The 19093-nt window shown below is 66.6% G+C and carries 15 protein-coding genes, 1 pseudogene and 1 riboswitch; of the genes and pseudogenes, 11 read left to right on the top strand and 5 right to left on the bottom strand.

Annotated features, from left to right (window positions below; genetic code table 11):
• Positions 1–818, bottom strand: an 818-nt coding sequence (locus KA248_11485; GenBank protein MBP7830530.1) for a mevalonate kinase, incomplete at its 3' end; no start/stop codon positions are given.
• Complete coding sequence (locus KA248_11490) at positions 815–1987, bottom strand: hydroxymethylglutaryl-CoA synthase (GenBank protein ID MBP7830531.1); 1173 nt, start codon at positions 1985–1987, stop codon at positions 815–817. The genes KA248_11485 and KA248_11490, both read right to left, overlap by 4 nt.
• A 244-nt stretch (positions 1988–2231) precedes the next feature.
• Here KA248_11490 and argJ point away from each other — a divergent pair, with 244 nt between their 5' ends.
• The 3 genes from argJ to KA248_11505 all read left to right on the top strand — a co-directional run bounded on the left by argJ (position 2232) and on the right by KA248_11505 (position 5661).
• Positions 2232–3437 (top strand): bifunctional glutamate N-acetyltransferase/amino-acid acetyltransferase ArgJ, encoded by a 1206-nt coding sequence (gene argJ / locus KA248_11495; GenBank protein MBP7830532.1) that lies wholly within the window; start codon positions 2232–2234, stop codon positions 3435–3437.
• Between the two features lie 13 nt (positions 3438–3450).
• Entirely contained in the window at positions 3451–4323 is an 873-nt protein-coding gene (argB, locus tag KA248_11500) for an acetylglutamate kinase (protein MBP7830533.1), read from the top strand.
• Positions 4324–4458: 135 nt separating this feature from the next.
• Complete coding sequence (locus tag KA248_11505) at positions 4459–5661, top strand: aspartate aminotransferase family protein (protein ID MBP7830534.1); 1203 nt, start codon at positions 4459–4461, stop codon at positions 5659–5661.
• 400 nt (positions 5662–6061) lie between these two features.
• Here KA248_11505 and KA248_11510 read toward each other — a convergent pair.
• Positions 6062–6160 (bottom strand): annotated as a pseudogene (locus KA248_11510) (M23 family metallopeptidase).
• A gap of 976 nt (positions 6161–7136) precedes the next feature.
• Between KA248_11510 and KA248_11515 the strand changes: the two are divergent.
• The 4 genes from KA248_11515 to lysA all read left to right on the top strand — a co-directional run bounded on the left by KA248_11515 (position 7137) and on the right by lysA (position 10389).
• Positions 7137–7376, top strand: a complete 240-nt coding sequence (locus KA248_11515) for an antitoxin VapB family protein (GenBank protein MBP7830535.1) — start codon at positions 7137–7139, stop codon at positions 7374–7376.
• Positions 7364–7762: a type II toxin-antitoxin system VapC family toxin gene (locus KA248_11520; GenBank protein ID MBP7830536.1), complete on the top strand. Its 399-nt coding sequence runs from the start codon at positions 7364–7366 to the stop codon at positions 7760–7762. The genes KA248_11515 and KA248_11520 overlap by 13 nt, the downstream gene beginning before the upstream one ends.
• A 75-nt stretch (positions 7763–7837) precedes the next feature.
• Positions 7838–9073 (top strand): argininosuccinate synthase, encoded by a 1236-nt coding sequence (locus tag KA248_11525; GenBank protein MBP7830537.1) that lies wholly within the window; start codon positions 7838–7840, stop codon positions 9071–9073.
• Between the two features lie 56 nt (positions 9074–9129).
• Positions 9130–10389, top strand: coding sequence for a diaminopimelate decarboxylase (gene lysA / locus KA248_11530; protein ID MBP7830538.1), 1260 nt, complete (start codon positions 9130–9132; stop codon positions 10387–10389).
• 61 nt (positions 10390–10450) lie between these two features.
• On the opposite strand, the gene KA248_11535 is transcribed toward lysA, so the two are convergent.
• Both KA248_11535 and KA248_11540 read right to left on the bottom strand, forming a co-directional pair.
• Positions 10451–12079: a malonate decarboxylase subunit alpha gene (locus KA248_11535; GenBank protein MBP7830539.1), complete on the bottom strand. Its 1629-nt coding sequence runs from the start codon at positions 12077–12079 to the stop codon at positions 10451–10453.
• Entirely contained in the window at positions 12076–13020 is a 945-nt protein-coding gene (locus KA248_11540) for a carbon-nitrogen hydrolase family protein (GenBank protein ID MBP7830540.1), read from the bottom strand. Before KA248_11540 ends, KA248_11535 begins: the two co-directional genes overlap by 4 nt.
• A gap of 130 nt (positions 13021–13150) precedes the next feature.
• Here KA248_11540 and KA248_11545 point away from each other — a divergent pair, with 130 nt between their 5' ends.
• The 4 genes from KA248_11545 (at position 13151) to KA248_11560 (ending at position 18967) form a co-directional block, all read left to right on the top strand.
• Positions 13151–15382 (top strand): redoxin domain-containing protein, encoded by a 2232-nt coding sequence (locus KA248_11545; GenBank protein ID MBP7830541.1) that lies wholly within the window; start codon positions 13151–13153, stop codon positions 15380–15382.
• A 31-nt stretch (positions 15383–15413) separates the two neighbouring features.
• On the top strand, positions 15414–16286 hold the full coding sequence (locus KA248_11550; GenBank protein ID MBP7830542.1) for a methylenetetrahydrofolate reductase: 873 nt from the start codon (positions 15414–15416) through the stop codon (positions 16284–16286).
• 40 nt (positions 16287–16326) lie between these two features.
• Positions 16327–16513, top strand: a riboswitch (cobalamin riboswitch).
• 28 nt (positions 16514–16541) lie between these two features.
• On the top strand, positions 16542–18119 hold the full coding sequence (locus KA248_11555; GenBank protein MBP7830543.1) for a DUF4465 domain-containing protein: 1578 nt from the start codon (positions 16542–16544) through the stop codon (positions 18117–18119).
• On the top strand, positions 18116–18967 hold the full coding sequence (locus KA248_11560; protein MBP7830544.1) for a prepilin-type N-terminal cleavage/methylation domain-containing protein: 852 nt from the start codon (positions 18116–18118) through the stop codon (positions 18965–18967). Before KA248_11555 ends, KA248_11560 begins: the two co-directional genes overlap by 4 nt.
• Positions 18968–19093: the final 126 nt, after the last annotated feature.

Below are 19093 nucleotides of genomic sequence, written 5' to 3' on the forward strand. Positions count from 1 at the left end.
GGTGCGGGCACGACCCCGATGGCGTTGAGCAGCCGCTGGTTCTCGCGGACGCAGGACTGGATGTCCTTGAGGTTGTTCGTGACGACGGCCTTTTCCATGCTGCGCGTGACGGCCTCGAAGTCGTCCCAGATCCGGCTGTTCGCGTGCCGCGCCCGCACCTGCGCCACGCACTCGCCGGTGGTGCTCGCCGGCGTCCCGGTATTGACCAGGTGCAGTGGCATCCGCGGCAGGGGCAGGGCCTCGGCCTGGCCCTCTTGGAACCGCGCGCAGCCGCCGTTCAGGGAAATGTAGGTGTCCACCCCGCTGGCGTGGCCGTGCTGGAGGTTCTCGGCCTCGAGGCTGTACGCCTGGTACCACTCGGGCCGGAACTCGACGCGGAAATAGTGGCCGATGCTCCGCAGGACGCTCAACACCGTCGCCGCCGACGAGCCCATGCCGCAGCCGATCGGGATATTGGAGTGCAACTGGATCTTCATCCCGCCGGCCACCTTCAGGTGCAGCGCGTCGAGGAGGGTGATGAAGGCGTACTGGAAGAGCTCGATGGGCTTGTGCAGCACGTCGCGGATGCCGAGCTGGCCGTCCAGGAACATCCGGTAGTTCTTCACCATGCGGTCCTTCAGGTCCCGCAGGGCGCGGATGGTGAAGGATTCCATCTGCTGCAGGTCCTGGAGATCGATCGCCACCGTGTCGCCGGCCTCCGCGGACGGGAGCACCACGGCCTGGGCGCAGCGGTCCACGGCCATGGCAATGGCCGGCCGGCCATAAACCACGGCGTGCTCGCCGCTCAAGATCAACTTCCCGGGCGCGATGGCCTTCATAAGACCCTTTCGTACAAACGTTTATGCTGGCTCACCCCGGAAAGCCGGTACGGCCCCGTTCGATACTGGGCGAAGGCGTGGTCGCCGCCGTCCGTGGGAAAGCCCAGTTGAAAGATATCCTCGTACTGGCGATAGGTCAATGGCGTCCTGCCTTCCAGCATCGCCCGATGTGCCGTCGTGAAAAGATGTTGGCCATAGCCCGGCTGCGCGACGCCGCTGAAATACTCGCCCATGCAGCCCGACCCGTAGCTGAAAAGCCCGATCCGCTGGCCGGACAGGTCCTCGCCGGCGTGGTCGAGCAGCGAGGTCAGCCCCTCGTACAGCGACGCCGAGTACGTGTTGCCCGTGATCCGGTTGTACCGCAGCGAATCGCCGATCTCGGTCTCCAACTCCTCGCCGGTCAGTTCCTTGAGCGCCGCGAATTTCGCGAGCCGGATGTGCGCCTTCTCGGCCATGCGCGTGAACGGGAGGTGGTAGCAGTAGCGGGCGATATCGTGAAAGTGCCGGCCGGTGAGCGCGGCGTATTGCTTCCAGCATTCCTCCATCGCGGCCAGGTAGACGCGCATGGAATACTTGCCGTCCACGAGCGCCTCGTCGCGGTAATTCGGCCTCCAGAAATCCATCACGTCCTCGGCATAAAGGCCCGTCTCCGGGTCCAGCGCCAGCACGCGCGGGTTGACCGTGACCAGCAGGGCCACGGCGCCGGCGCCCTGCGTGGGCTCGCCGGGGCTGCGCAGGTCGTAGCGCGCGATGTCGGAGCCGACGATCAGCGCCCTGGTCCCTGGCCGCACCGCCACCGACGCGGCCGCCAGGTGCAGGCCCGCCGTGGCGCCGTAGCAGGCCTGCTTCAACTCGACGGCGCGGCAGCGCGTCGGCAGCTTGAGCAGCCCGTGCAGGAACATCGCAGCCGCCTTGGACTGGTCGATCCCGCTCTCCGTGGCGAACAGGAGGATCTCGATGTTCTCCCGCCCGACATTCTCGAGGATCGGGTGCGCCGCGCTGGCGGCCATGGTCACGATGTCCTCGTCCGGCGGCGGGATGGCCATCTTCTCCTGGCCGATGCCGATGGTGAACTTGTCCGGGTCCACCCCGCGCTCCTTGGCCAGCACGTTCAAGTCGAGGAAATACTGCGGCGTGTAGAAGCTGATGAGATCAATACCGACATTCATGGCGAACCCCAGCGTAATCCTGCAGGGGGGGGCTGGGCAAGCACGCAACGGCTCGCCGGAGGCTCCATGACAAGAACCGAATGCCCTGGAGGGCGAGCGTCCTCGCGAGCCGAAACTCGACCGCGTATGATGCGCCTGGCACGTCTATTCAGACAGCGCCGGGCAAAACGTGTTCACACGATTCGCGTGACGCGCGCCGCGGATGCGATATAGTACTCCCGTTTTTTCGCGAAGGAGCCGGACGATGACGGGAACGAAAAAGATCGTGTGGGCGGACGAGATCGCGCTGCCGCGTGGCTTCCGGGCCTCGGGCGTGGCCGCCGGGCTGAAGAAGGACAACCGGAAGGACATGGCCCTGATCGTGTCCGACCAGCCGGCAGCCGTGGCCGCAACGTTTACGACGAACCAGGTCCAGGCGGCCACCGTCAAACTGTGCCGGGCGCGGCTGGCGGGCCGGATCGGCCGGGGCGTGATCGTCAACAGCGGCAACGCCAACGCCTGCACCGGCGCCCAGGGCCTGCAGGACGCGGAACGAATGGCGCAGTTGACCGGCGAACTGGCCGGAATCCCGCCGGAGCATGTCTTCGTCAGCTCCACCGGCCGGATCGGCGTACAGTTGCCGATGGGCAAGATCGAAGCGGGCATCCGGGCCGCCGTGCCGGCGCTTTCCGCGGAGGGCGGAACCGACGCCTCGCTCGCGATCATGACCACGGACACGCGGCCGAAGCGGGTCACCGCGCGGTTCGACGTGGACGGCAAACCGGTCACGCTGTCCGCGCTCGCGAAGGGCTCGGGCATGATCGAGCCGAACATGGCCACGATGCTGGCCTACCTCCTGACCGACGCGGCGGTCGAGGCCGGAGCGCTGCAGGCCTGCCTCTTCGCGGCCGTCGAGCAGAGCTTCAACCGCGTCACCGTGGACGGCGACCGGAGCACGAACGACACGGTCCTCTTTTTCGCCAACGGCCTGGCGGGCAACCGGCCGCTGGAGCCCGGCCACCCGGACTGGAAAACGTTCGAGCACGCCGTGCGGGAGCTGACGCTGAAGCTGGCGCTCAAGATGGTCGAGGACGGGGAGGGCGTCACGAAGGTCGTTACCGTCAAGGTGCTGGGGGCGAAGACGGCGCAGGACGCCGAGCTGGCCGCGCGGTCGGTGGCGAACTCGCTGCTCGTGAAGACGTCGTGGGCGGGCGAGTACCCGAACTGGGGCCGGGTGATGGACGCGCTGGGCTATTCCCGGGCGCGGGTCGAGGAGGACAAGGTGGATATCACGTACGACCAACTCCCGGCCTGCCGGGGTGGCCTGTACGCCGGGACTCCGATCGACGACCTGAAGCGGATCGTCCGGCAGAAGGCCTTCACGTTGACGATCCATTTGAATCTCGGCACCGGCGAAACCGTGGTTTATACGTGCAACTGCACGGAGGAGTACGTGCGGATCAACATGTAGGAGCGGGGCGGCCATGCAAAAAGTCATCGAGAAAGCGGATGTCCTGATCGAGGCGCTGCCGTACATCCAGCGGTTCCGCGGCGACACGGTGGTCGTGAAGTTCGGCGGGAGCGCGATGGAGGAGCAGGACCAGGTCGAGACCGTGCTCAAGGACATCGCGTTCATGGAGTGCGTCGGGATGCGGCCGGTCGTCGTGCACGGCGGCGGCAAGGCGATCAGCCAACGCATGAAGGACGTCGGGCTGCGCCCGGTGTTCGTCAAGGGCCTGCGGGTGACCGACGCCGCCTCGATCGAGGTCGTGGAGCAGGTGCTCAACAACGAGGTCAATCCCGGCATCGTCCGCACGCTGGAGGAATTCGGCTGCAAGGCGCGCGGGATCCACGGCGAGCATATCCTGTCCGTGGTCAAGCACGCCGGCCACGACAAGGACACGGGCGAGGCGCTGGACTGGGGCTTCGTCGGCGACGTCACGGCCGTCGACGTGGAGCCGGTCAAGGCCTACCTCCAGGCCGACATCGTCCCGGTGATCACGCCCCTGGGGCGCGGCCCGGACGGCAAGCTCTACAACATCAACGCCGACGAGGCCGCGGCGGCGATCGCGGAAAAGATGGCGGCGCGCAAGCTGGTGTTCCTCTCCGACGTGCCCGGCGTGCTGATGAGCCCGGAGGACCCGGAGTCCATCGTGTCCACGCTCAAGTTGAGCGAGGTGGAGGACCTCATCCGGCGCGGCGTGATCAGCGGCGGGATGCTGCCGAAGATCGGCGGCGCGCTCAAGGCGCTCAAGGCCGGCGTGCGCAAGACGCATATCATCGACGCCGCCCTGCCGCACTCTCTGCTGCTGGAGCTTTTCACCGACAAGGGCGTCGGCACCGAGATCCTGCAGTAAGAGGGCTTGCCCGCAGATCACGCCGATTGTCGCAGATTGACTGTTCTGATCTGCGCGTATCTGCGTGCTCTGCGGGTTCTCTTCCGTCAGTTTCCGATTGCATTCCCGGCCCGAAAGTTGTTCCGTATCCGCGCCATGAATACTCAAGAAATCGCCGAACTTCACAAGCAGTACGTCATGCCGACCTACGCGCCGGGCCTCGCGCTCGTGCGGGGCAAGGGCACGCGGGTCTGGGACGCCGAGGGCAAGGAATACCTCGATTTCCTCGGCGGCATCGCCGTCAACGTGCTGGGCCACGCCCACCCGAAGCTGGTCAAGGCCATCCGGCAGCAGGCCGCCCGGCTGATGCACGTCTCGAACCTGTATTTCAACGAGAACCAGCCGCGCCTCGCGAAGGCGCTGTCCGAACGGTCGCTGGGCGGCAAGTGCTTTTTCTGCAACTCGGGCGCGGAGGCCAACGAGGGCATGTTCAAGCTTGCCCGGCTCTGGGGCCACGCCCAGGGACGGTACGAGATCATCGCCATGACCAATTCGTTCCACGGCCGGACGCTCGCCACCGTGGCCGCGACGGGCCAGACGAAGTACCAGAAGGGCTTCGAGCCCATGCCGGCGGGCTTCGTCCACGCCGAGTACAATAACCTCGACGCCGTCCGGGCGGCCGTGACCGACAAGACCGTCGCCATCCTGGTCGAGGCGGTCCAGGGCGAGGGCGGCGTCGTGCCGGCGAAACCGGAGTTCATGGCCGGGCTGCGGGCGCTGTGCGACGAGAAGAACCTGCTGCTGCTCTGCGACGAGGTCCAGTGCGGCGTCGGCCGGACGGGCCAATGGTTCGGCTTCCAGGCCTACGGGATACAGCCGGACGCCTTCTCCGTGGCCAAGGGCCTGGCCGGCGGATTCCCGATCGGCGCGATCGTGGCGGGGCCGAAGCTGTCGGATATCTTCCAACCCGGCAACCACGCCAGCACGTTCGGGGGCAATCCGTTGGCGTGCGCGGCGGCCCTGGCCGTCATCGAAGCCATTGAGGAGGAGAAACTGCTCGAACACGCCGCGCAGATGAGCGAGCTGTTCATGGCCCACCTCCGGAAGATCGCCAAGAAGTTCAAGTTCATCACGGAGGTCCGGGGGCTCGGCCTGATGATCGGCATGGTCCTCGACCGGCCGGCCAAGCCGCTGGAAGTGCTGCTGCGGGACAAGGGCCTGATCGCCATCGCGACGCACGACACGGTCATCCGGTTCCTGCCCCCGCTCAACATCACGGCGGGCCAGGTGCGGAAGGCCGCGCGCATCGTCAAGGCCGCCTGCGCGGAGTGGGCGGCCCGGGACTTCACGGGATGCTGACGCCGGCGTAGCAGTACTTGCTTTTGCCCGAAGCGTTGTATGCGCTGACCCGATAGTAATACGAGTACGATCCCTCTAGCAACCCGGGTTTGATCAGGACGCTGTCGATATACCCGACGCTGCCGGCCGGAAGCGTCGCTATTTTCACCCAGGACAGGGAAACCGCGCCCCCGCGTATGCGCCGCTCCACGAAATATCCCGCCTCGTCGCTGGCGTTGTCGGTCCAACTAAGCCGGATCCGATCGGTCGGCGGCACATACAGGGCGCGCAATCCTGTGGGCGGCGCTGGCACCAGCGAGTCGTTCCAGGGCGGGTTATATTTCCACAGGGAATCGGCGTATCGGGGCCCGCAGGGGCCGGCCCAGGGTTCGGTCAATCCGCCCGTGTAGAAGTTCGTGGCCCAGACCTCAAAATGTAAATGCGGTCCGGTCGAGTTTCCCGCACTGCCAACCTCCGCAATCTTCTGGCCCTGCACCACGGCATCGCCGGCTTTCACGAGGATGGAGTTCTTCTTGAGATGGTCGTAGCGCGTGGCAAAAACGTCCGGCGATTCGTAATGCCGGATGACCACCACGTTGCCGCCGTCAAAGCACCAGAAACAGCAGCAGTCGCCGGTGCTGCAGTAATTGCCCAGTTCCGTGCACACGCGATATCCGTTGGATTCGCCAGCCACGAACCAGCCGGATCCCGGATCCTGGCAATCGGGCTCGCTCGGATCGGGACAGCGGTCGTATTTGCCGTCAAACACCCACAGGACAATGCCATCCGCCGCCGCATACACCGGGACGCCCGCGTCCATTTGAGCCCAGGAGATATTGATGTCGGTTCCCTGGTGGCCTTTATAGCCTGGAACGGAGCAGTCATAGGCCACGCCATTGTTGTCGACGTCGGGCAAGCCAATGTCCGTGATGGCGATATCCTCTCCCGGGATCACGCCGACTGGCCAGATGAGATACTCGGCCCTCGCGAACAGGACAAAAAGGTTCCCGACAAGCAGGAACATCAGGGTCGCATATAACCCGGTGGAGAATCGCTTCATTCCTCAACCTCCTTAAGAAAACTACCCCCGTCGAACCTCCCAGCCTCCATTTCAGCCTGTAACGTACACCGCTGGCCTCCGTAGATTAAGCCGAACCATGGACGATGGGCCGACCAACCTGACTGCGATGTGCCGGAGCAAATGGTCGCTTACTGCGTATCCCCTTTGCTCTAGCGGCGAGACCTCTGCGGCCTTGTGTCGAAGGTGAATCAGTTTGGCCGTCCATATCTCGGGCTTCCCCCGGCCCTTTGCCGCTGGCGCGTCCCCGCGCCAGCGGCAGAAGAGATGCGGCGCGAGCTGGGCGCTGTTCGTTAGCTGCCAATCTGACTCACCCGCCAGACAAGCTGGCGGGGGTTGGGATCATGGGTGGGATCATGGGGACGGACACTATATTTTCATGTTGACATTGCTTGTGTATTCATGTATTCGTGTTAGCATGAAAACGATTACATTGACTGATCCGGCCTATGAGAGGCTGGCTTCGTGGAAAATGAAGCCTAAGGAATCGTTTTCCGCTGTGGTTCTTAAAGTCGTTCCGCAGCGCGGTACGCTAGGGGACATGGTGGAGTTCGCCAAACAGGTGCCCGCGCTGCCGGACGGCTTCTTTGAAGCCGTGAAGGAGGCGCGCGTGGCGGACCATAACCCGGCTTGGGACAAGGATCCGTGGACTGCCTAGCGGATACCACCTTTTTCGTGGACTTGTTCCGGGGCCGCGGCTCATCCGGGCCCGCGGCGAGGTTTGCGGCGGACCATTCGTCCCTGTCGGTGGGCATTCCCTGGATCGTCCGCTATGAATTCCTTCGTGGCGCGCATCTCGCCGGGCAGGATCCCGCCCCGCTCGCGGCGTTCATGGACCGCTATCAGATCGTTTTCCCCGACGTGGAGACGATAGATGCCGCGTGCGCCCTGTATGCGCGGCTGAAAAAGGCCAATCGGTTGATCGGGCCGCACGACCTCTGGATCGCGGCCTCCGCCTTGCGGTTCGGGCTGCCGCTGCTGACGCGGAATCGCGATGAATTCGGGCGCGTGCCGGATCTGAAAGTCATTGATTACAACCGCTAATTAACGCTAATTAACGCGAATGCGGATTCTTCTGGAATTCGCGTTATTTCGCGTCAATTCGCGGTTGCAAATGGAATGGGAGAAGAAGCCATGAAAATCGTTCTCGCATACTCCGGCGGGCTGGACACGTCCGTCATCCTGAAGTGGCTCTCGGAGACCTACCACGCCGAGATCGTCGCCTTCGCGGCGGACATCGGGCAGGAGGAGGAGCTCAAGGGCCTACGGCAGAAGGCGCTCAAGACCGGCGCGAGCAAGATCTACATCGACGACTTGCAGGCCGAGTTCGCGCGCGATTTCATCTTCCCGATGTTCCGCGCGGGCGCGCTCTACGAGAACCAGTACTTCCTCGGCACCTCCATCGCGCGGCCCCTGATCGCCAAGCGCATGGTCGAGATCGCGAAGAAGGAAAAGGCCCAGGCCATCGCCCACGGCGCGACGGGCAAGGGCAACGACCAGGTCCGGTTCGAACTGACCGCCGCCGCGCTCGCGCCCGAGCTGCAGGTGATCGCCCCGTGGCGCGAGGAGCGCTACCGCGAGCAGTTCCCCGGCCGCGCGGAGATGATCCGCTACTGCGAAAAGCACGGCATCCCCGTGCAGGCGACGGCGAAAAAGCCGTACTCGACCGACCGGAACCTGCTCCACATCTCCTACGAGGCCGGCATCCTGGAGGATCCGTGGCTGGACGCGTTTGCGCCGTCGAACAAGGACATGTTCCGCCTCTCCGTCGCGCCCGAGGACGCCCCGGACAAGGCGGAGCTCGTTGCGCTGGATTTCGTCCGCGGCGACTGCGTGGCCGTGAACGGAAAAAAACTCGATCCGCTGGGCGTGATGAAGACGCTCAACCGGATCGGTGGGCGGCACGGGGTGGGGCGGGTGGACCTCGTGGAGAACCGGTTCGTCGGCATGAAGAGCCGCGGCGTCTACGAAACACCCGGCGGCGCGATCCTGCACTTCGCGCACCGGCAGGTCGAGACGCTGACGATGGACCGCGAGGTGATGCACCTGCGCGACTCCCTGATCCCGAAGTACTCCGAGCTGGTGTACTACGGGTTCTGGTTCGCGCCCGAGCGGCTCGCCCTGCAGGCGCTGGTCGAGGAGAGCCAGAAGAACGTCACCGGCACCGTCCGCGTGCGCCTGTACAAGGGCGGGCTCTACGTCGCCGGGCGCAAGAGCCCGGTCAGCCTCTACAACCCGCAGATCGCGACCATGGACGCCGACCCGACCCGCGCCTACAACCAGGGCGACGCGACCGGGTTCATCCGCCTCAACGCGCTGCGGCTGAAGGTGGGGGCCCGCAGATCACGCCGATAGACGCCAATGCCGTTTGAATTGGCCAAGTCGCGCGCCGTTGCGTACAATCACACTCCATGACAAACGCTTTCCCCATGGTTCGCGGGCGGTTGATGGCGGAGGGGGTGCCGGTGGAAGCGTTGGCTTCGCGGTACGGGACGCCGCTGTACGTGTACAGCCGTTCGCATATCGAATCCCAGTTCGCGGCGCTGGCGGAGGCCATGGCGCCGGTCGAGCCGCTGATCTGCTACTCGGTCAAGGTCAACACCAACGCGGCCGTGATCGGGACCTTAGCGGAGCTCGGGGCGGGGGCGGACGTCGTGTCCGGCGGCGAGCTGTACCGCGCGCGCCGCGCGGGCGTGCCGCCGTCGCGCATCGTCTTCGCCGGCGTCGGCAAGACCCGCGAGGAAATCGAGTACGCCCTGCGGGCAGGCATCCTGTTCTTCACGGTGGAATCCGAGCCGGAACTGTACCGGATCGCGGACTGCGCGCGGCGGCTGGGCCGGAAGGCCCGCATCGCGCTGCGCGCGAACCCGGACGTGGACCCGGAGACGCACCACTACATCAGCACGGGCAAGGCGGAAAACAAGTTCGGCCTCGACCTCCGGCGCATCGAGCGGGCCTACCGCCGCGCGGCGGCGCACCCGTCGCTGGAGATCGCCGGGTTGCACATGCACATCGGCTCGCAACTCCTGAACCCCGCGCCGTACGGGCATGCCCTGGAGCGGGTGGCCGATTTGTGCCGCCGCCTGCGCGCCCGCTACCCGACGTTCCGCCATCTCGACCTCGGCGGCGGGCTGGGCATTCAGTACAAGCCGGGCCAGCAGCCTCTGGACCCGGCGCGGTTCGCGAAGACCGTCCTGCCGTTCCTGAAGGAGTCGGGCCTGCGGATCGTCCTGGAGCCGGGCCGGTTTCTCGTCGGCAATGCGGGGCTCCTGGTGATGCGGGTTCAGTACGTGAAGGACGGGCCGTCGAAGAAGTTCATCATCGTGGACGCGGGGATGAACGACCTGATCCGTCCGCCCCTGTACCAGGCCCATCACGAGATTGTCCCCGTCCGCGCCGCGCGGGGGACCGTGCGGGGCGACGTCGTCGGGCCGATCTGCGAGTCCGCCGATTTCCTCGCGCAGGATCGCGAACTGCCGGCCGTACGCGAGGGCGACCTGCTGGCCGTGTTGAGCGCCGGGGCCTACGGGTTCGCAATGGCCTCGAACTACAACAGCCGTCCGCGCCCGGCCGAGGTGATGGTCAAAGGCCGCCGCCATGCCCTTGTCCGCCGGCGCGAGGGCCGGGAAGACCTGGTCCGCGGGGAGCAACTCCCGCGTTGGATGCCGTAAGTGTGGCGCGGCCGTCCCGGCCGTGAGGAAAACGGACGGGACGCCCGTCCCGCTGTTCCCGTCACCCCGTGCAGCCCGGCGGCACCTGGTAGAGGCCTTTTGAGATTTTCACCAGGTCCTGGAGGCTCCGCGCGGCCAGCCGGTCGGGCGTGGCCTGTTCCAGAGACAGGCCCAGGTCTTCCGGCGTTTTCACCACGCCTGCGCGGCGCAGGCGGTCGGCCTGGTCCGCGTGGATCGTCCGGCCCACGGGTGTGTCGCCCGCGACGGCGGCCACGGCCAGCCGGCGCGATTCGAGGTCCGGGGTCTTGTCCAGATAGGCGATGCCGCGCTCGGTGACGATATGCGTGACCTGCTCGCCGGCGATCATCACCGGCGGAAACGCGAAGACGCCCTGCCGGTGCAGTTCCAGCGCGTCGAGCTGCTCGACGAACACCGGGATCTGTTTCTTCTCGCTGACCGTCGGTGTCATCTGCACCACGAGCTTGCGGCCCTGGAACAGGCCGTTCTCCCACCGGCCGGCTTTCGCCACGGCCGGCGGATAGTTCCGCCGGCCCGGCGGCGAGCCGCCCAGGTTCGGCGCGCCGCCGAAGCCCGCGATCATGCCCTTGATCGCGGTCGAGCTGTTGCCGTCGCGATCAATCTGCAGCGTCGCGCCGATGAACAGATCAATCGCATAGAGCCCGGCGATGTGCGCGAAGCAGCGGTTCGAGCGCAGGTGGCCGTCGGGGCCGATGGAGAACACATCGCTCCGCGCCTGCACGTACTTCTCCATGCCCGGCTCGCCGCCGAACGAGAAGACGTGCTCGACGAAGCCCTTCTCGATCGCGGGGATCAGGGTGGGGTGGGGATTGAGCACCCAGTGCGTGCAGCACTTTCCCTTGAGGCCCAGTTCTTTTCCGTACGTCGGGAGCAGCAGTTCGATCGCCGCGGTCGAGTAGCCCAGCCCGTGGTTCAGCGCACGCACGCCGTACTCGGCGTAGATGCCTTTCAGGGTCATCATGGCCATCAGGATCTGCTGGGGCGTGATCTTCGCGGGGTCGCGCGTGAAGAGCGGCTGCAGGTGGTACTCCTCGCCCGTGACGACGATGAAATCCACCCAGCCCGCGGGGATATCCACCCGCGGCAGGCGCTTCAACTGCTTCTTCACTTGCACGATCACGACGCCGGCCTTGAAGTGCGCCGCCTCGGCGATGAGCGCGGTATCCTCGGTGTTGAAGCCGGTGAACAGGTTGCCCTCCGCGTCGCAGGCCTCGGCGACGAGCAGGGCGACCTGGGGGCAGAGGTCCACGACGTAGCGCCCGTAGAGCTCGAGGTAGGTGTGGATCGCGCCGATCTTCACCTTCTTCTCGTCGGCGAGCTGGTAGAGCGCCTTGGACTGCGGGCCGGAGTAGGCGAAGTCCAGCCGCGAGGCGATGCCCTTGCGGAACAGCTCGATATGCTCCGGCAGGGCGACGGTGGACTGGACCATGTGCAGGTCGCGGACGCGGCGCGGGTCGAGCTGGAGCAGTGCGCGCGCCAGGAAATCGGCCTGTTTCTGGTTGTCGCCCTCGATGCACACCCGGTCGCCGCGCTTCAGCACGGCGGCGAGCAGCGCGGCCGCCTTCTCCTTCGGCACCCGCTTGCCTCGCGCGAGCCGGCGGCCGCGGCGGAGGCGCTCGAGGTAATCCTTTTTCCGGCGCTCGAAGTTCATGGTTTCCTCCGGGGCTTGTGGATGCTGTAGCGGCGCGCCGGCTCGAACAGGCTGCGGGCCTGCCGCGAAAGGACCGAGCCGTACGAGGCCACGTTGCGGTCCTCGAGGTGGTCGAAGTGCATGGGCGTGTCGGACCCGATCCCGAGCCGCTTGAGCGGCTCGGGATCGAGCTCGGAATAGATGATCTCCTCCGTGCCGCGGGCGAGGGCGAGGGTCTGGGCGATGGGCGAGACGATCATGCTGTGGCCGAAGTAATTCGTGCCGGCGGCATCGGCGCCCACGGCGTTGACGGCGATCATGTAGACGTGGTTGTCGTACGCGCGCATCTTGTTGGTCAGCTCCCAGATATCGAAGGCGCGCAGCAGGGCCGAGGGGCGGGCGATGATCTGTGCGCCCTTGATGGCCAGGATGCGCGAGACCTCGGGGAAGTCGCCGTCGTAGCAGATCATCATGCCGACCGCCCCGAACTCGGTCGGGATCACGGGATAGCTCACCCCGGGCGTCGTCCAGCCGCCGGCGCCGAGCCGCTCGGCCGGGAAGGGGTGGGTCTTGCGGTACACGCCGGCGACGTCGCCGCGCGCGTCGATGAGGAACGCGCTGTTGTAGATCGTCCGGTGCTCGCGCCCGCGTTCGTAGGTCGGCAGGACGCAGTAGGCGCGTTCCTCGCGGCAGACCTTCCGGATCGGGTCCAGGATCGTGTCGATCCGCGGCGGCAGCAGGACGTGGAAGGCGTCCAGCGGCAGGTTGGGATGAAACCCCGTGGTGATGCTCTCCGGGAACACGACGAGTTTCGCGCCGGTCTCGCGGACGGCGCGGCGGAACCAGGCGATCACTTTCTCGAGATTATAGAGAATGTCGTTGGGCTTCGGCGCGATCTGAACGCCCGCGACGACGACCCTCTTGACCCGGCTTTTCAGCGACGCGCTCTTCCTGCTGGCCATGGCTGCCATCCTTTCCGATTCGGCAAAACGCGGGAATTGTTCCCGATTCGCGGGAATTGTCAGCAACAATATGCAAGCGGTTTTTGCTTCCCCGCCGCGCGCCCCTGCGCTACACGTGCAGGAACGGGAGATGATGACCATGAATCCGCTCAATGCCTTGCTCTGGGTCTTCCTGGCCGGCGGCGCGGCGTCCGGCCCGGCCGGGAGTGCCGTCGAGCCGTCGGGCTTCCACCTGCAGGCCGGTCGGTTCGGCATGCCGGCCGCGTCCCTCCGCGGCTTCGTCTTCGTGGCGGGCGGCTGCTCCGACGACGGGCTCTGCGACGACATCGAAGGCATGGACCCGCGAACGGGCGTGGTGCTGTCCATGGCGCCCTCCGTGCTCCCGCGGTATTTCCACGGCGGCGCGGCGTACAACGACCGGTTCATCCTCGTCGGCGGGGTGCCGGAGGAGGGCGGGGTGACGGGCGAGGTGGAGGAATTCACGCCGGACGGCGAGGGCTCGGTCCGCCGGCTTCCGCCGCTGCCCGTGCCGGTGTCCCGGGCGGGGGTCGCGGTCCACGGGGACCGGCTGTACGTGGTCGGCGGGGAGACGGGCGATCGCACACGCACGGCGAAGGTGCAGATCTTCGATTTCAAGTCCGGGACCTGGTCGGCGGGCGCGGACCTGCCCGTGCCCCGCGAGGGCCTGGTCCTGGAGAAGGACGGCCGGCTCTACGCGCCCGGCGGGTACGACGGGGTCAAGGCCATCACGGATTTCCAGGTGTACGACATCGCCGCCGACCGGTGGGAGCGCCTGACGGACTTGCCGATCAAGATGAGCGCGCACAGCGGCGTGATCGTCGGCGACACGCTCTACACCTTCGGCGACTACGAGGTTCTGAACCGGACCGCCGCCTGCGACCTGAAGACCGGGGAGTGGTCGCTGATCGAGGCCGGCTACCGGTCGAGCCGGCACAATGCGGCCGTGGTGCACAGCAACGAGGTCCTGGTCATCGGCGGCAACTTGAGCCCGAGCGGCCCCTTCGTGAACGGCATCCAGCGATTCCCCGTGGATGCGCTGGCGGCCGCGCCCCGGCGCCCGTGGACGGCGGAGAACGAGCCCAAGCCCGAGCGGGCGCCCGCTCCCGCCGTGAGGGATCGCGAGGAAGCCGAGGCGGCCCCGGCGCCCGTGTCGGCGCCGAAGGGACCGGAACCGTCGGGCTTCGAGCTGTCCGGAAAGCCGGCCCCGGATTTCGAGTTGGAGTTGCTCGACGGCTCCGCGTTCCGCCTGGCCGACCACAAGGACAAGATCGTCGTCCTTGATTTCTGGGCGACCTGGTGCCCGCCGTGCCTGAAGGCCTTGCCGCACATGGCCGCGCTGGCGACCGATTACGAGGGCAAAGACGTCGTGTTCCTCGGCGTCAGCCGCGACCGGCCGGGCGACAAGGATAAGATCGCGCCCCTGCTGGCCGAACACAAGGTCCCGTACCCGACCGGCCTGGACCTTCAGGGGCTTGGCCTGGACTACTCCGTGGCCGGGATCCCGTGCGTCGTGCTGATCGGGCGCGACGGCCGGGTACAGGGCCGGCAGGTCGGTTTCTGGGATGAAGGGCCCGCGGAGTTACGCAGGGCCATCGATCAACTGCTCGCCGGCGAGACCCTGCCCAGCGCCAAGCCGCCGCCCAAGGCCGCCGTGCCGAAGGAGGAGCGGAGCCCCCGCGCGGCGATCCGGAGGAGAGCGATGGAATCGGTGGAGCCGGACGAGCGGTTTTTCACGCTGAAGTGGCGGCGCGAGATCGAGCGGCCCTCGCGGGAGGTCTCGTCGAGGACGCGGCTGGACCTCCATGTGCCGCCCGATCGCCTGGTGGTGGCCTCCGATGACACGCTTCACGTGCTCAAGGCCTCGGACGGCGAAATCCTGCGGACGATCCCGCTGCCCGAGGCGGCCGTGGAGCCGGACGAGATGGACCGGCGCCCGTTCCTGGTGTACCTGCAGGACGGGACCCATAGCGTGGTGGCCGCCGTCCGGACGAAGTACGAGGTGACGGAGACCGGCCCCTCCAGCCGCTCTTTCCGGACCGTGCGAACGGATGTCTTCGGCTTCACGGAATCCGGCGGGACGATCTGGACGAACACGCTGGATGAATCGTCGAGCGTCATGCAGGTCCTGGCGATCCCGGTCGCGGCGGATCGCGATTACCTCCTGGTCGCCGGCTGGAACCAGTTCCTGCTGATCGACCCGAAGGGCGAGATCAAGCTCGACCAGGCCGTGGGCTTCCAGGATCAGTGGACGATCCGGCCCGGCGCGGACGGCAAGCTGGCGGTGGTGATCCGCGGCGACGACGTGGCCGCCTACGAGTGGAACCCGCTGGCCGGCGATTGACCTCCGCCGCAAAACCGCTAGGGTAGGCGCCATGCCGGACCGGACCATCGCCGAATTGCTGCAGCGCGCCTCGCGCCCCTTGCTTTCTTTTGAATTTTTCCCGCCGAAGGATGAGAAGGGGTTGGACACGCTGCGGAAGGCCGCGGGACAGCTCGTCGCCGCGCGCCCGGATTTCGTGACGGTCACCTACGGTGCGGGAGGCTCCACCCGCGAGCGCACGCTGGAGGTGTGCGAACTCCTGCGCGCGATGGGTTTTGCCGTCGTCATGCCGCACCTCACCTGCGTCGGGTCCAGCCGCGCGGAGCTGGTGGAATACGCCGAGGAATTGTACCGCCGCGGCTACCGCAACATTATGACCCTGCGCGGCGACCCGCCGAAGGGCGAGACCCTCTTCCGCGTGGCGAAGGACGGTTTGGCGCACGCCTCCGACCTCGTCGCCCTGCTTAAGGGCCGGCATGCCGATTTCTGCTGCGGGGTGGCGGGTTATCCGGAGAAGCATCCCGAGGCCGCCAGCCTGCCCTCGGATATCGCGAATCTCAAGGCCAAGCTGGCCGCCGGGGGCGACTTCGTCACCACCCAGCTTTTTTTTGAGAACCGTTTTTACGCGGACTATGTCCGGCGCTGCCGGGAGGCGGGCCTCGCGCAGCCAATCCTGCCGGGGATCATGCCGGCGCTTTCGCACAAGCAGATCCAGCGGTTCACGGCGGTCTGCGGCGCGACCTTCCCCGGCCCGCTGGCCACGCAACTGGCCGCGGCGGCGGACGACGCGGCCGCCGCGCAGGTCGGCATGGCCTGGGCGCAGGGACAGGTGGAGCAGTTGCTCCGGGACGGCGTCCCGGGGATTCATCTCTACGTCCTCAACCGCGCCCACGCCGCGCCGCTGATCGCCGCCCTCCGGCGGTGATCGGCGCCCTTGACACGCCGCCTCCCCCGGACGTACCCTGCGCGCAGTTCTTTGCTGAAACCTGTGCGCGGGAAAAGCGAACGGAAGTCCGTGCGAATCGGACGCGGTCGCGCCGCTGTAACCGGCTACAAACCCCGACAGCCACGGAAGGCCACATCTCCTTCCGGAAGGCGGGGCGAGGCCTGATGCCGGGAGCCAGAAGACGAGTTTTTCCCGCTGCCCAAACGCTCCCGCACGAGGAGTGGAAAGGCGTCCGTGAACAACAGTATCGCCCGTGGTCTCCTGGCCGGCCTGATCGCCGGCTTGCCTGTATCCCTGCCCGCCCTCGACGTGGATTTTGGCGATCATCCGCTGCCCCCGCAGTCGTCCTGGAACGGCTCCGATCTCTCCGGCGGGGTCACCAGCCGCACCGTTTTCTTGCGGAACCGCTACGATCCCGCGTGGGGCAACTGGAGCGGGTTTGCGCTCTCCAACATCCACGACACCAATACCGCCGGCTGGCTCAACCAGTATGCCGTCTTCGGCGGCACGGGCATGGGCGGCGCGGGCACGTACGCCGTGGCCTACGACGACACGTACGGGGAGGAGGCGGACATCGTCACGCTGCCGCTCCCCGCCTGGGTGCGCGGTTTCTACGTCAACAACACCACCTACGCCGCCCTGACCATGCGCGACGGAGACGCCTACGGATTCTCTAAAAAATTCGGCGGGGGGACGGGCGACGACCCGGACTGGTTCCAACTCACCGTCACCGGCCGCGACCTCGACGGCCAGGTCGTCGGGGTCACGAATCACTTCCTCGCCGATTATCGGTTCACGAACAACGCGCAGGATTTCATCCAATCCGACTGGCGGTGGGTGGACCTCTCCGCGTTCGGCGCGTCGGTCAAGACCCTCCATTTTTCCCTCTCGTCCAGCGACGCGGGCGCGTGGGGCATGAACACGCCCGCCTATTTCGCGCTGGATAGCCTGGTCTTCACGTATGGCCCCGCCGCCGGCCAGGAGCATTCCCCGGCGATCGGCATGGGCGACCGCCGGATCGTCTCCTGGGCCGGCGGCTGGACTAACTACACGGTGGGGGGCGGTTGCGACCCGGAGTGGCAGATTCCGGCCAACGCCCTGGGCCCGGCCTCGGGCGACTCGTTCGGGATCGTCTGCCTGGGCGACGGCGGCGCCATCACCATGACCTTCGATCTCCCCATCGCGGACGGGCCCGGTCCCGACTTCGCGATTTTCGAGAACGCGTTCGGCGACGATTTCCTGGAACTGGCCTGGGTGGAGGTTTCCAGCGATGGCACGAATTTCTTCCGCTTCGTGAACCATTCCCTCACCGCCAGCGCGGTGCCGTTCTTCGGCGCGAGCATGCAGGCGACCAATCTCGCGGGCCTGGCCGGGAAATACCGGCAGGGCTTCGGCACGCCGTTCGATCTGCGCGAACTGGACGCCGTTTCCCCGCTGCTTGATGTCATGAGCGTGGGTTGGGTGCGCCTCGTGGACATTGTCGGCGACGGCTCCTGCACGGACTCGTTCGGGAACGCCGTCTACGATCCCTATCCCACCGAGAGCTCCGCGGGCTTCGATCTGGACGCCGTGGGCGTGTTGAACTACCGGATGGACTGCGCGCCCGCGGCGCTTTCGCCCGAAGCCCGGCAGTTTGAATGCCTGGCGTTCACGAACTGGCTCTACGAGCTGCAGGCCGCGGACCGGTTGGATGCAGAGGCGTGGGCGACCGTGCTCTCCGTCACTGGCCGTAACGAGCGGGTGTTGCTGGAGGATTCCGGCCCGCCCGCGCCCGGCCGGTTCTATCGCCTCCGGAGGTCGCCCCTGCCGTGAAAAAGGATTTTTCCAATACGCCTTCGCCGGACTTCCGGCAGGCCAGTGTTTGGGAAAAGCATCTCCTTAGCTTTCCAATCATTGGAAAAATGGGTTTTTCCCTGGTCGAGTTGCTGGTGGTGGTCGCTATCCTGCTTGTCCTGGTGGCCGCGCTGGTGCCGTTTGCGGCCCGGAGCATCGAGGCCGGCCGGCGGGCGCAATGCGGCTCGAACCTCCGGCAGCTTTTCCTGGCCAATGCGGCTTACGCGGCGGAGACTGGAAGTTATGTGGCGGCGGCGCCGGACATCATGGGCCCCAACCGCCGGCGCTGGCACGGGGTCCGGTCCGGCGGATCGGGCGCGTTCGACGGGACGCTCGGGCCGCTGGCGCGGTTCCTGGAGGACGGGCGGGTGCGTCGATGCCCCTCGTTCCCGGACTACCGGTGGGACGCGGCGGCCAACGCGTTCGAGGCGGCGTGCGGCGGATACGGCTACAACGATCGCGGGGTGGGTTCGCGGGTGTATCTCCTGGGATACGCGGCGGTCGCGATGCGGCAGGGCATGCCGCCCGGGGCGATTCGAAGCCCGGCGCACACGGTGATGTTCGCCGACGCGGCGTTCGGCCAGCCGTACGACGACCCGCGTTACTTCATCGAGTACTCCTTCGCGGAGGCCTACTACTTCGTGGGGCGCTCCTCCGGGCAGTTGTACGGGCCCTCGCGCCCGTCCGTCCATTTCCGGCACGGGGGCCGCGCGGGCGTGGCCTGGTGCGACGGGCATGTAAGCTGGGAGGCGCAGTCGCTGGGGAATCCCGCCTCCGGCCTGGGCTGGTTCGGCCCGGCGGACAATTCGCTCTTTGACCCCTTCTGATCGGCCCTAGCGGGTTTCTCGGTCCGTACAGCGGATTCCACACATTGCAAGGTGTGGAATAGCTTTCCAGCCCGATAAAATCCGCCGCATGATGTACATTAGGCCTGATAACAAATAGTGAAATCG

The organism is Kiritimatiellia bacterium (assembly GCA_018001225.1).
Taxonomy (GTDB): domain Bacteria; phylum Verrucomicrobiota; class Kiritimatiellia; order CAIQIC01; family JAGNIJ01; genus JAGNIJ01.

Bases quoted from the DNA above. Each gene is read 5' to 3' on its own strand.
- KA248_11490 (MBP7830531.1), bottom strand. From the start codon at position 1,987: ATGAATGTCGGTATTGATCTCATCAGCTTCTACACGCCGCAGTATTTC.
- argJ (MBP7830532.1), top strand. From the start codon at position 2,232: ATGACGGGAACGAAAAAGATCGTGTGGGCGGACGAGATCGCGCTGCCG.
- argB (MBP7830533.1), top strand. From the start codon at position 3,451: ATGCAAAAAGTCATCGAGAAAGCGGATGTCCTGATCGAGGCGCTGCCG.
- KA248_11505 (MBP7830534.1), top strand. From the start codon at position 4,459: ATGAATACTCAAGAAATCGCCGAACTTCACAAGCAGTACGTCATGCCG.
- KA248_11515 (MBP7830535.1), top strand. From the start codon at position 7,137: ATGAAAACGATTACATTGACTGATCCGGCCTATGAGAGGCTGGCTTCG.
- KA248_11525 (MBP7830537.1), top strand. From the start codon at position 7,838: ATGGGAGAAGAAGCCATGAAAATCGTTCTCGCATACTCCGGCGGGCTG.
- lysA (MBP7830538.1), top strand. From the start codon at position 9,130: ATGACAAACGCTTTCCCCATGGTTCGCGGGCGGTTGATGGCGGAGGGG.
- KA248_11535 (MBP7830539.1), bottom strand. From the start codon at position 12,079: ATGAACTTCGAGCGCCGGAAAAAGGATTACCTCGAGCGCCTCCGCCGC.
- KA248_11540 (MBP7830540.1), bottom strand. From the start codon at position 13,020: ATGGCCAGCAGGAAGAGCGCGTCGCTGAAAAGCCGGGTCAAGAGGGTC.
- KA248_11545 (MBP7830541.1), top strand. From the start codon at position 13,151: ATGATGACCATGAATCCGCTCAATGCCTTGCTCTGGGTCTTCCTGGCC.
- KA248_11550 (MBP7830542.1), top strand. From the start codon at position 15,414: ATGCCGGACCGGACCATCGCCGAATTGCTGCAGCGCGCCTCGCGCCCC.